The organism is Modestobacter versicolor, assembly GCF_041028285.1.
Classification (GTDB): Bacteria; Actinomycetota; Actinomycetes; order Mycobacteriales; family Geodermatophilaceae; genus Modestobacter; species Modestobacter versicolor_A.
Window position 1 is genome coordinate 291,541 of record NZ_JABGDB010000001.1, and the last position, 11,737, is coordinate 303,277.

Annotated in this window: 15 protein-coding genes; 13 read left to right on the top strand and 2 right to left on the bottom strand. The window is 73.0% G+C overall.

Annotated elements, in window-relative coordinates:
* Positions 1-20 precede the first annotated feature (20 nt).
* The 4 genes from HL054_RS01540 (at position 21) to HL054_RS01555 (ending at position 1,510) form a co-directional block, all read left to right on the top strand.
* A complete protein-coding gene (locus HL054_RS01540) occupies positions 21-221 on the top strand; it encodes a hypothetical protein (RefSeq protein ID WP_369136926.1) in 201 nt (66 codons plus the stop codon).
* Positions 211-675 carry a TadE/TadG family type IV pilus assembly protein gene (locus HL054_RS01545; protein ID WP_369136927.1) on the top strand — a complete coding sequence of 155 codons (465 nt, stop codon included), beginning with the start codon at positions 211-213 and terminating at the stop codon, positions 673-675. The genes HL054_RS01540 and HL054_RS01545 overlap by 11 nt, the downstream gene beginning before the upstream one ends.
* Positions 672-1,139 carry a hypothetical protein gene (locus HL054_RS01550; RefSeq protein WP_369136928.1) on the top strand — a complete coding sequence of 156 codons (468 nt, stop codon included), beginning with the start codon at positions 672-674 and terminating at the stop codon, positions 1,137-1,139. The genes HL054_RS01545 and HL054_RS01550 overlap by 4 nt, the downstream gene beginning before the upstream one ends.
* 116 nt (positions 1,140-1,255) lie before the next feature.
* Positions 1,256-1,510: a hypothetical protein gene (locus HL054_RS01555; protein WP_369136929.1), complete on the top strand. Its 255-nt coding sequence runs from the start codon at positions 1,256-1,258 to the stop codon at positions 1,508-1,510.
* Positions 1,511-1,525: 15 nt separating this feature from the next.
* Here HL054_RS01555 and HL054_RS01560 read toward each other — a convergent pair whose 3' ends face one another.
* Complete coding sequence (locus HL054_RS01560; protein ID WP_369136930.1) at positions 1,526-1,759, bottom strand: hypothetical protein; 234 nt, start codon at positions 1,757-1,759, stop codon at positions 1,526-1,528.
* 257 nt (positions 1,760-2,016) lie between these two features.
* Positions 2,017-2,253 carry a hypothetical protein gene (locus HL054_RS01565; protein WP_369136931.1) on the bottom strand — a complete coding sequence of 79 codons (237 nt, stop codon included), beginning with the start codon at positions 2,251-2,253 and terminating at the stop codon, positions 2,017-2,019.
* A 195-nt stretch (positions 2,254-2,448) separates the two neighbouring features.
* Here HL054_RS01565 and HL054_RS01570 point away from each other — a divergent pair, with 195 nt between their 5' ends.
* The 9 genes from HL054_RS01570 to HL054_RS01610 all read left to right on the top strand — a co-directional run bounded on the left by HL054_RS01570 (position 2,449) and on the right by HL054_RS01610 (position 11,727).
* Positions 2,449-4,230, top strand: coding sequence for a putative bifunctional diguanylate cyclase/phosphodiesterase (locus HL054_RS01570; RefSeq protein WP_369136932.1), 1,782 nt, complete (start codon positions 2,449-2,451; stop codon positions 4,228-4,230).
* Positions 4,231-4,280: 50 nt separating this feature from the next.
* A complete protein-coding gene (locus HL054_RS01575) occupies positions 4,281-5,258 on the top strand; it encodes a hypothetical protein (protein ID WP_369136933.1) in 978 nt (325 codons plus the stop codon).
* A 45-nt stretch (positions 5,259-5,303) separates the two neighbouring features.
* Positions 5,304-6,419 carry a peptide chain release factor 2 gene (gene prfB, locus HL054_RS01580; protein ID WP_369136934.1) on the top strand — a complete coding sequence of 372 codons (1,116 nt, stop codon included), beginning with the start codon at positions 5,304-5,306 and terminating at the stop codon, positions 6,417-6,419.
* A gap of 64 nt (positions 6,420-6,483) precedes the next feature.
* The gene (gene ftsE, locus HL054_RS01585; RefSeq protein ID WP_369136935.1) at positions 6,484-7,173 is read left to right on the top strand and encodes a cell division ATP-binding protein FtsE; all 690 of its coding nucleotides are present in this window, start codon (positions 6,484-6,486) and stop codon (positions 7,171-7,173) included.
* A gap of 57 nt (positions 7,174-7,230) precedes the next feature.
* Positions 7,231-8,115, top strand: a complete 885-nt coding sequence (gene ftsX / locus HL054_RS01590) for a permease-like cell division protein FtsX (protein ID WP_369136936.1) — start codon at positions 7,231-7,233, stop codon at positions 8,113-8,115.
* 328 nt (positions 8,116-8,443) lie between these two features.
* Entirely contained in the window at positions 8,444-8,920 is a 477-nt protein-coding gene (gene smpB / locus HL054_RS01595; protein ID WP_110550925.1) for an SsrA-binding protein SmpB, read from the top strand.
* Positions 8,921-8,924: 4 nt separating this feature from the next.
* Complete coding sequence (locus HL054_RS01600; RefSeq protein ID WP_369136937.1) at positions 8,925-9,845, top strand: NADP-dependent oxidoreductase; 921 nt, start codon at positions 8,925-8,927, stop codon at positions 9,843-9,845.
* A complete protein-coding gene (locus HL054_RS01605) occupies positions 9,842-10,732 on the top strand; it encodes an amidohydrolase family protein (protein WP_369136938.1) in 891 nt (296 codons plus the stop codon). Before HL054_RS01600 ends, HL054_RS01605 begins: the two co-directional genes overlap by 4 nt.
* A gap of 11 nt (positions 10,733-10,743) precedes the next feature.
* Positions 10,744-11,727, top strand: a complete 984-nt coding sequence (locus HL054_RS01610) for a GNAT family N-acetyltransferase (protein ID WP_369136939.1) — start codon at positions 10,744-10,746, stop codon at positions 11,725-11,727.
* Positions 11,728-11,737: the final 10 nt, after the last annotated feature.

An 11,737-nucleotide genomic window follows, 5' to 3' on the forward strand; every position in this document is an offset into this window, starting at 1 on the left:
CGTACCGAGGAGGACCACAGATGTACGCCTGGACCCTGGCCGCGCTCGCGGCGCTGGCCGACCGGCTGCGTGACGACGACCCCGAGCGGGGCGACGTGCCCGGTTGGGTGATGATCACCGTGATGACGGCGGCCCTGGTGCTGGCCATCCTGGTGCCCTTCCGCGCGGCGATCGTGGAGGCGGTGTCGAACGCCCTGGACTCCGTCACGAGTGCGCCCTGACGAAGGACCCCTCTGCCCCCCGCCCCTCGCAGGCTCCCGTCGGGCCCCTGCAGAGGGGCCACAGAGCGGAGGTCGGGAGCGGGGCAGCGCGGTCGTCGACTTCGTGCTGGTCGGCGTGCTGGTCGTCGCGCTGCTGCTGGCCGTGCTGCAGGTCGCGGTCTACGTGCACGTGCGCAACGTGGTGGTGGCCAGCGCCCAGGAGGGCGCCCGGTACGCGGCGAACGCCGATGTGCCCGCCGAGGCCGGCGCGGCCCGGACGCTGGAGGTCGTCGGCCAGGCCACCTCAGCCCGGACGGCGGCCGGCCTGAGCTGCACGTCGCAGCAGGAGACCGACGCGAGCGGGCTTTCGCTGGTCGTCGTCCGGTGCACCGGCGCGGTGCCGAGCCTGTTCGCCACCCTCGGCGCGCTGCTGCCGCTGGAGGCGACCGGCCGTGCGCTGGAGGAGGGGCCGTGAGGTGGCTGCGGGCGCGGCTCGCCGACGGGGACGACGAGGCCGGCTCGGCGATCGTCGAGTTCGTGTTCATCGCGCTGGTGGTGTTCCTGCCGCTGGTCTACGTCGTGGCCGGGTTCTCCGCCGTCCAGCGCGGGGTGTTCGCCTCGACCGAGGCCGCGCGGGAGGCCGGCCGGGCGATGGGCACCGCGCCCGACCCGGTCACCGGGCAGGCGCGGGCGGAGGCCGCGGTGGCGATCGCGGTGGCCGACCAGTCGGTCGAGGCCACCGACGTGGTGCTCGGCTACGCCCCGGTCGGTGCGGGCTGCGACGCCGCGGGCAGCTACGCGCCGACGCTGGCGCCGGGCGAGGAGTTCACCGTCTGCGTCACGGTGACCGTGCGCGTCCCGCTGCTGCCGGACTTCATCGACGCCAACACCGCGACGGGTGAGTTCGTCGTCGAACGCGACCGCTACGTCGACGGCTGACCGGGCCGGTCGAGAAGGGAGGCCGGAAGGACCCCCGGAGCCCATAATCGCGAGTAGCGTCCGCACCGGAGCCGAGCACGGGCACCGGTCCCGGCCGGTTCCGCAGGAGGCACGCCATGAGCACTCCGGCACGCACCGACCGCACGGCCACCGCCGCCGTCCCCGCCCCGCGGCAGGCCGCCGACCCGCCGGTCGACGAGGACCTCGACCACCGGTCCGGCAACCGGCAGACCGCGCCGAGCGAGCCGGTCGGGCTCTTCGGCCGGCACGCCTGGCTCACCCCCGCGCTCGGGGTGGCCTGCGTCCTCGCCGTCTTCGTGGCGATGATCCTGCTCACCTGGATCGCCGGCGGCGGGACGCCCTTCGACTGACCGGCGCCGCCGGCGTCACTGCACGGTGTCTCGGTTCTGCGCGTGCTCGCTGAGCTGGGGGAACTCCAGCACCTCCACCCGGCTCGCGTGCACCGCGGCGGTGGTGCGCGCCCAGCACAGCCGGCACAGGTGGTGCGGCGCCGGGGGCAGCAGCGGCCGCCCGCCCAGCTCGCGCACCTCCACCCAGCCGACGGCGGCCTCGTCGTCGGCCACCTCCGCGCACTCGTCGCAGCGGAACAGCACGCTCATCGGACCAGCCTCCCGGCCGGGGGACGTCGTCGTCCCCCAGGACACCAGGGTGCCCCTCCGACGCCGTCCGTGCACTCGGAGTCAGGCCAGCGGCAGCAGTTCCCGCAGCTCCGCCTCGAACCACTCGTCGTCCAGTTCCTCGACCTCGTGCAGCTCGAGCTCGGTGAGCAGGGCGAAGGCGTCCTCGATGTCCATGCCCCGAGCCTCGGGGCGTTCCCGCACGGCCGGCTGCAGCCAACCGCAAGACCTCCGCAAGGTCAGGCGCCGCGGTCCACCTGCGCGCGCACGACGCCGAGCAGCGCCGTCTGCAGCGTGGTGTCGGCGTGCTCGCCGCTCTCCAGCGCCTCCTGGGCGGGGCCGGGGAGGTCGCTCACCGCGATGTCGTCCAGCCAGACGGTCTCGCCGCCCACCTGCCGGCCCAGCCGCAGCGCACCCCCGTCCCGCTGCACCAGGTACTGCTCGCCACCGAGCTCGATCGTCGTCGATCCGTCCATGCCCGGCCCCTACCCGTGCCCGGCTCGCCTCCACACCTGGGCGGCCGACGTACGGTGGTCAGCGACCGCGGCGGAGCTCACCCGATACGGCGACCCGCCCCGGCCATGGGTACAGCACCGCACGCCGGTGCCCGATGACCCGAGGAGCGACGTCGAGCAGCCGGCGTCCGGACAGGACGACCGGGGAGGGCTCGCGTGCCGCGATCGGTGCCGACACCGCCGTTGCCCCTGGACATCAGCCACCGGGACGGCGCCGGCGCCACGCACGCCGACCTGGTCAGCGGCGTCCTCGACGCACTGCCCTCGCCGACCGTGCTCATCGACGCCGACGGCACGATGCTGCTGGTCAACTCGGCCTGGAACGTCGCCTGCGACCTCACCGCCGACGAGCGGCTGCGGGTGGGCGTGGGCGGCAACTACTTCGCGGTGATGCTCAGCCTCTCCGACGACCCGGTCGTCCACCAGCGCATCGCCGCGCTGCGCGAGCTGGCCGGCGGCCGCCGCCGCGCCGTCTCCGCCGACTTCGCGATGGCCACGGTCGCCGGCCGGCGCTGGTACCACCTGCAGGCCTCCCGCGCCGACCAGTCCGGCCGGGTCGTCGTCACCCACACCGACGTCACCTCCCGGGTCGAGGCCGAGCGCACCTCCGCCTGGCAGGCCCGGCACGACCACCTCACCGACCTGCCCAACCGGGCGCACCTGCACGACCTGATCGCCACCGAGCTCCGCCGTCCCGACCGGGGCGCGGTGACCGTGCTCTTCCTGGACGTCGACGGCTTCAAGGACGTCAACGACACCCTCGGCCACGAGGTCGGCGACCACCTGCTGCGCGAGCTGGCGCGGCGGCTGTCCAACCGCACCCGCGGCGAGGACACCGTCGGCCGGCTCGGGGGCGACGAGTTCGTCGTGCTCTGCCGGGACTGCGACGCCGACGGCGCCCTCGCGCTGGCCGACCGCTTCCACAGCACCTTCGACGACCCGTTCCGGCTCGGTGACCGGAGCACCCGGCTGACCGTGAGCATCGGCATCGCCACCGCGGCCCGGGACGACGACCACGTCCGGTCCACCGACCTGGTGCGCGACGCCGACCTGGCCATGTACGCCGCCAAGGCCGCCGGGCGGAACCGGGTGCGGGTGTTCAGCACCGAGCTGCGCTCGGCCGTCGAGCAGAAGGCGCTGGTCGCCGCCGAGCTGCAGGCCGCCATCGAGGGCGGCGAGCTGGTGCTGCACTACCAGCCGCTGCTGCAGCTGACCACCGGCGACGTCACCGGCGTCGAGGCGCTGGTCCGCTGGCAGCACCCCGAGCGCGGCCTGCTGCAGCCGTGCGACTTCATCCCGCTGGCCGAGCTGAACGGCATGGTCGTGCCGCTCACCCGGTGGGTGCTCGGCGAGGCCGCCCGGCAGACCGCCGCGTGGGAGCGGGCCGGCCTGCCGCTGGTCACCGGCGTCAACATCAGCGCCGCCCACTTCGGCACCGGCACGCTGGTCGCCGACGTCCACGACGCGCTCACCGCCGCCGGCCTGGCCCCCGAGCGGCTGGTGCTGGAGCTGACCGAGACCAGCGTCGCGGAGGACCCGCTGCGCGCGGCCGCCCAGTTCGCCCAGCTGCGCATCTCCGGCATCGAGGTAGCCATCGACGACTTCGGCAGCGGCTTCTCCTCGCTCAGCCAGCTGGTCTCCATCCCCGCCGGCGTGCTGAAGCTCGACCGCAGCCTCATCGCCGGCACCGAGACCCGGCGCAGCGAGTCCGCCGCCGCGATCGCCGCCGTGGTGGGCATGGCCAAGGCCTGCGGCATGCGCAGCCTGGCCGAGGGCGTGGAGACCGCCGACCAGCTCGCCCTCGTCCGCGAGCTGGGCTGCACCTTCGCCCAGGGCTACGTCATCGCCCGGCCGATGCCCGCGGCCGACGTGCCCGCCTTCCTCACCGCGCACCCCGGCCGCTGGCGGCCCGGCGCGACCCCGGTGCACCGCCCGTGACCCACCGGCCCGGTTTGCCCCGGCGGACCGGGCCGACCAGGCTGGCGGGGGTGCGCCTCCCTGACCTCCGGCCGCGCCGGGCCGTGCCGGCCGCGCTGCTCGCCGCCGTCCTCCTGCTGACCGGCTGCGGCGGTGGCTCGGCGGCGTCCGAGGCCGACGCCCCAGGGACCTCGACGTCCGCGCCCCGGTCGACCTCGGCGGCGCCGACGACCACCGCGCCGCCCACCCCCACCCAGCTGGTGCTGCCCACCGGCGGCACCCGGGTGTTCCCCGAGCACCGGCTGGTCGGCTTCTCCGGCGCGCCGGGCTCCGCCGCCCTCGGTCCGATGACCGGCGACCTGGCCGCGGCCACCCAGCGGCTGCGCGACCAGGCGGTGCCCTACGGCGCCGACCGCACCGTGCTGCCCACCTACGAGCTCATCGCCACCACCGCGCACCCGTTCCCCGGCCCCGCCGGCACCTTCTCCGGCCCGGCCGACGACGCCGTCGTCCAGCAGTACCTGGACGCCGCCCGCGCCGGCGGCGGCATCCTGCTGCTCGGCATCCAGCCCGGCAACCAGGACTTCCTGCCCGCCGTGCAGCACTACGAGCGGTGGCTCAAGGAGCCCGACGTCGGGGTGGCGCTGGACCCGGAGTGGGCGGTCGACCCCGGCCAGGTGCCCGGCGACGTCTTCGGCTCGACCACCGGCGCCGAGCTCGACAGCGTCTCGGCCTACCTGGACGGGCTGGTCACCACCCACCGGCTGCCGCAGAAGGTGATGCTCTACCACCAGCTGCACGCCCAGATCGTCACCGGCCAGGAGGTCCTGGTCGACCGCCCCGGCGTGGCGGTGGTCAAGAGCGTCGACGGCATCGGGGCGGCGGCGGACAAGGTGGCCACCTACCAGCGGGTGATGGAGGGGACGCCGCCGTTCGTGCACGCCGGGTTCAAGCTCTTCTACGAGGAGGACACCCGCTCCGGCCCGCTGATGGACCCCGCCGCGGTGCTCGCCCTCGTCCCCCAGCCGGAGTACGTGCTCTACGAGTGACGGGCCCGCGACGCCGGCTGGTGCACGCGATTACCCTCGACCGACGTGGCTGCTGACTTCTCCGTCGTCCTGGACGAGCTCGACACGACCCTGCGGTCGATCGAGGCCGTGATGCGGGTCGACGACCTGCGCCGCGAGGTCGCCGAGCTGGAGCAGAAGGCCGCGGCCCCCGACCTGTGGAACGACGTCGAGGCCGCCCAGGCGCTCACCTCCCGGCTGTCCTACCTGCAGGGCGACCTGCGCCGGGTCGAGGAGCTGCGCAGCCGGCTGGACGACGTCGGTCTGATGCACGAGATGGCCGCCGAGGAGGGCGACGAGGCCACCACCGCCGAGACCGAGCGCGAACTGGTGAGCATCCGCGCAGTGCTCGACGAGCTCGAGGTGCGCACCCTGCTCTCCGGTGAGTACGACGCCCGCGAGGCGTTGGTGACCATCCGCTCCGAGGCCGGGGGCGTGGACGCCGCCGACTTCGCCGAGATGCTGATGCGGATGTACCTGCGCTGGGCCGAGCGGCACAAGTACCCGACCGAGGTCTACGACGTCTCCTACGCCGAGGAGGCCGGGATCAAGTCGGCCACCTTCGCGGTCAAGCAGCCCTACGCCTACGGCACGCTCTCCGTCGAGCAGGGCACCCACCGGCTGGTGCGCATCTCGCCCTTCGACAACCAGGGCCGCCGGCAGACGTCGTTCGCCGGCGTCGAGGTGCTGCCCGTCGTCGAGCAGACCGACCACGTCGACATCCCGGAGAACGAGATCCGGGTCGACGTCTTCCGCTCCTCCGGCCCCGGTGGGCAGAGCGTCAACACCACCGACTCCGCCGTCCGGATGACCCACATCCCGACCGGCATCGTCGTCTCCTGCCAGAACGAGAAGTCGCAGATCCAGAACCGGGCCGCCGCGCTCCGGGTGCTGCAGGCCCGGCTGCTCGTCGTCCGGCAGGCCGAGCAGCGGGCCGAGATGGACGCGCTCAAGGGCGAGGGCAGCAGTTGGGGCAACCAGATGCGCTCCTACGTGCTGCACCCGTACCAGATGGTCAAGGACCTGCGCACCGAGCAGGAGTCGGGCAACCCGTCCAACGTGCTCGACGGCGACATCGACGCCTTCATCGAGGCCGGCATCCGCTGGCGCCGCCAGCAGGAGACCGCCGACAGCTCTTCCTGAGAGTTCCCGGCGCGCCCGGCCAGACAGGACATCGTCGGCGCCCGGACAGGTACCGTCGTCCCTCGTGATCGAATTGCAACACGTCACCAAGATCTACCCGACCAGTCCGCGGCCGGCCCTCGATGACGTCTCGATGCACATCGACAAGGGGGAGTTCGTCTTCCTCATCGGTTCCTCGGGTTCGGGCAAGTCGACCTTCCTGCGGCTGCTGCTGAAGGAGGACAGCCCCACCAAGGGCGTCATCAAGGTCAACGACAAGAACCTGAACACCATGAGCAAGTGGCAGGTGCCCAAGCTCCGCCGCACCATGGGCTGCGTCTTCCAGGACTTCCGGCTGCTGCGCAACAAGACGGTGGCCGAGAACGTCGCCTTCGCCCTCGAGGTGATCAACAAGCCGCAGCGGACGATCCGCCGCGTCGTGCCCGAGGTGCTGGAGATGGTCGGCCTGGACGGCAAGGAGGGCCGGCTGCCCGGCGAGCTCTCCGGTGGCGAGCAGCAGCGCGTGGCCATCGCCCGCGCGTTCGTCAACCGCCCGCTGGTGCTGCTCGCCGACGAGCCCACCGGCAACCTGGACCCGGAGACGAGCCAGGACATCATGCTGCTGCTGGAGCGGATCAACCGCACCGGCACGACCGTGGTCATGGCCACGCACGACTACCACATCGTCGACTCGATGCGGCGCCGCGTGATCGAGCTGAACGACGGCGTCCTCAGCCGTGACCAGAGCCGTGGCGTCTACGGGCTCGGCCGCTGAGATGTCGTCCGGCCGGCGGCTGCACGCCACGACTCTGAACACCACGACAGGGAACTGATGCGCGTCAACTTCGTCCTCTCCGAGGTGGCCGCCGGGCTGCGTCGGAACCTGACCATGACGGTCGCGATGATCCTCACCACCGGGATCTCGCTGGGCCTCATGGGCACCGGTCTGCTGATCGCCAACATGATCGGCGACATGCGGGAGATCTACTACGACAAGATCCAGGTCTCGATCTACCTCGCCGACGGGATCACCGACCCGCAGCGCGACGCGATCGCCGCCCAGCTCGACGCCTCGCCGGAGGTCAAGGACTACATCTACGAGTCAAAGGCCGACGCCTACGCCCGCTTCACCCAGCAGTTCCAGGAGCAGCCGGCGCTGATCGCGAACACCCCCGAGGACGCGCTGCCGGAGAGCTTCCGGGTGGAGCTGGTGAACGCCCAGCGCTACGAGGTGATCGCCGAGCAGTTCCCGAACGGGCAGAACGGCGTCGACGAGGTCCGCGACGAGGGCGACTTCCTCGACCGGCTGTTCAGCCTGCTCAACGGGGCGCGCAACGGCACGATCGCGGTGGCCGTCGTGCAGGCGCTGGCCGCGCTGCTGCTGATCTCCAACACGATCCAGCTCGCGGCCTTCAACAGACGCAACGAGACCAACATCATGCGGCTGGTCGGCGCCTCGCGCTGGTACACCCAGCTGCCGTTCATCCTCGAGGCGGCGCTGGCCGGCCTGATCGGTGCGCTGCTCGCCATCGGCGGGCTGGTGCTCACCAAGATCCTCTTCGTCGACAAGACGCTGGCCGGGCCGATCAAGTCCGGGATCATCCCGCCGGTCGACTGGAGCGCCATCGCGGCGATCTCCCCGATCATCGCCGCCGCCGGGGTCGGCCTGGCCGCCGTCGCGGCCTACGTGACCCTGCGCCTGTACGTCCGCCTGTAGCCGCCGTCGCCCCAGGGGCGCCCAGCTCTGCGATCTCGTGGTCTCTCGGCCGTGAGAGCGCCCCGGCCGGGGGCGGTCACCGGCATGGTCCACCACCGTTCGACGTCCCCAGGGCCCAGCGCCAGGCAGGGGTCCAGCCGGGTAGAGCCCTGCCCACACCTGTGGGCAGGGCTCTACCCGCGTCAGCACCTCCCAGGGGGAGCCGGGTCAGGCGGTGACGAGACGGTGCAGGCGACGGTCCCTGCGGTTCCGCGCCTTCGAGCCGACCGGGTCACCGCGCTCTGACAGCCCCGGGATCGCAGTTGTCACGGGCGGCTAACCTGGGGACATGCCGCGGGAACAGGGGCGCAAGTTCATCGCCCAGAACAAGAAGGCGCGGCACGACTACTCCATCCTCGACACCTACGAGGTGGGCCTGGTGCTCACCGGCACCGAGGTGAAGAGCCTGCGGGCCGGCCGCGCGTCGCTCGTCGACGGGTTCGCCACCGTCGACGACGGCGAGGTGTGGCTGCAGCACGTGCACATCCCGGAGTACACCGAGGGGACGTGGAACAACCACACCCCGCGGCGCAAGCGCAAGATCCTCATGCACCGCGCCGAGATCGAGAAGCTGATCGGCAAGACCAAGGAGGGCGGGCTGACGCTCGTCCCGCTGGACCTGTACTTCAAGGACGGCAAGGTCAAGGCCACCCTCGCGCTCGCCAAGGGCAAGAAGACCTACGACAAGCGGCAGGACCTCGCCGAGCGCGACTCGCGCCGCGAGATGGAACGCGCCTTCGGTCGCTACGTGAAGGGACGGCGCTGACCTGATGCGCGGCATCGCCTACGACCGGTTCGGTGACGAGTCGGTCCTGCAGTTGCGCGACGACCTGCCCGAGCCGCCCGTCGGTCCGGACGCCGTGCTGGTCCGGGTGCGCGCCGCCGGGGTCAACCCGGTCGACCTCACCATCCGGGCGGGCCACCTCGCCGGCGCCTTCCCGCACCACTTCCCGATCGTCCCGGGCTGGGACCTCGCCGGCGTCGTCGAGCAGGTCGGCCCCGCGGTGGTCGAGTTCGCCCCCGGCGACGAGGTGTTCGGTTACCTCCGCCGGGACGACGTCCAGTGGGGGACGACGGCCGAGCTGGTCCCGGCCCCGCAGCGGTGCATCGCGCACAAGCCCGAGTCGCTCGGGTTCACCGAGGCCGCCGCACTGCCGCTGGCCGGGCTGACCGCGTACCAGGCGCTCACCGAGGCGCTCGACGTCGGCGAGGGCGACCGGGTGCTGGTGCACCGGGCCTCCGGCGGGGTCGGCTTCTTCGCCGTCCAGATCGCCGCCGCGCTCGGGGCCCACGTCATCGGCACGGCCAGCCCGCGCAACCACGGCTTCCTGCGCGACGCCGGTGCCGCCGAGGTGCTCGACTACAGCGCCGGTCCGATCTCCGGGCAGCTGTCGGACAAGGTGGACGCGGTCCTCGACCTGGTCGGCGGTCCCGCGCTGGGCGACGCCCCCGACCAGGTGCGCGACCCGGCGCGGATCGCCAGCATCGTCGACCCGGTGGTCAAGGACCTGGGCGGCCGGTACGTGTTCGTCCGGCCCGACCAGCACGACCTCGAGGAGCTGGGCCGGATGGCCGACGCCGGTCAGCTGCGGGTGGCGATCGCCCGGGCGTTCCCGCTGGCGCAGACCGCCGACGCCCAGCGGCTGGTCGCCGAGGGCCACGTCCGCGGCAAGGTCGTCGTCACGCTGTGATCCAGCCGCCGGCGGGGGACGACGACGTCCCGCGGTACTGGCGGGAGCTCGGCCTGCCCGGTCTGGTCGACGTGCACGTGCACTTCCTGCCCGAGCGGGTGCAGGCGAAGGTGTGGCAGTACTTCGCCGACGCCGAGACCCACTACGGCGCCCCGTGGCCGGTCACCTACGCGCTGCCGGTGGACGAGCGCCTCGCCGTCCTGGCGCGGCTCGGCGTCCGGGCGTTCCCGACGCTCCCTTACCCGCACAAGCCGGGGATGGCCGGCTGGCTCAACGAGCAGGCGGCCGCCTTCGCCGGCGAGCACCCGCAGGTGCTGCAGTCGGCGACCTTCTACCCCGAGCCGGAGGCGTCCGGGTACGTCGAGGAGGCGCTGGACGCCGGGGCGCGGGTGTTCAAGGTGCACGTGCAGGTCGGCCGGTTCGACCCGCGCGACCCGCTGCTCGACCCGGTGTGGGCCCGGCTGGAGCGGACCGGGGCGCCGGTGGTCATCCACTGCGGGTCGGGTCCGCTGCGTGGCGACCACACCGGGCCGGCGCCGATGACCGGCCTGCTCGAGCGCTTCCCAAGGCTGCAGCTGGTGATCGCGCACCTGGGGATGCCGGAGTACGGCGCCTTCCTGGAGCTGGCGGAGCGGTACGAGCGGGTGCACCTGGACACCACGATGTTCGCCACCGACTTCACCGAGCGGCTGATGCCCTTCGACCGGTCGCTGCTGCCCCGGCTGGCCGCCCTGCGGGACAAGGTGCTGCTGGGCAGCGACTTCCCCGCCATCCCCTACCCCTACGCCCACCAGCTCGCCGCGCTGCACCGGCTGGACCTGGGGGAGGACTGGCTGCGGGCGGTGCTGTGGGACAACGGTGCCCGCCTGTTCGACGTCGGTCACTAGCCTGGGGCACCGTGATCACGCTCCCCGACGGTCTGACCGCCCGCCCGATCTCCCCGGACGACGTCCCGGCGCTGGCCGAGCTGCTGGCCGCGGCGGAGGCCGTCGACGACACCGGCGTCCACGAGTCGGTCGAGGACCTGCACGGGTGGTGGGTCAACGAGCTGGTCGACCTGGCGCGCGACAGCCAGGTGGTGCGCACCGCCGACGGCGAGGTCGTCGCCTTCGCCACCGCGATCGCGCCGCCCACCTTCCGGGACGCCTACGGCGTGCACCTGGAGGGCCGGGTGCACCCGCGGTGGCGCGGCCGCGGCATCGGCCGGGCGCTGCTGGCCTGGCAGCTCGAGCGCGGCACGCAGGTGCACGCCGAGCGGCACCCGGAGGCGCCGGCCCGGCTGACGGTCACCGCCTACACCTCGATGCCTGACCTCGCGGCGATGCTGCGCCGGGCCGGCCTGGTCGAGGCGCGCTGGTTCTTCCACATGACCCGGCCGCTCACCGACCTGCCCGAGCCGCGGGTGGTCGAGGGCGTGCAGCTGGTGCCGTTCAGCTGGGACCGGGACGACGAGGTGCGCCGCGCGCACAACGCCGCGTTCACCGAGCACTACGGGTCGAGCGAGCGCGACGAGACCTCGTGGCAGGTCATGTTCACCGGGCAGTCGCAGTTCCGCCCCGACCTCTCGGTGCTGGCCGTCGAGGACGGCGTCGTCCTCGCCTACGCGCTGTCCTACGTCTCGGAGGCGACCACCGCGGTGACGGGGGAGCGGGAGACCTACTTCGGCCAGATCGGCGTGCTGCCGGAGGCCCGCGGCCGGGGGCTGGCCAAGGCGGTCATCGTCGAGGCGCTGCGGGTGGCGGCGGCCGGCGACTGCCAGACCGCCGGCCTGCAGGTCGACAGCGGCAACGTCACCGGCGCCCTCGGGCTGTACGAGAGCCTCGGCTTCCGCACCTCCCGCACCGAGGTGTCGTGGTCCCGGCACCTGGACCCGCTGCGCTGAGACGCCGACG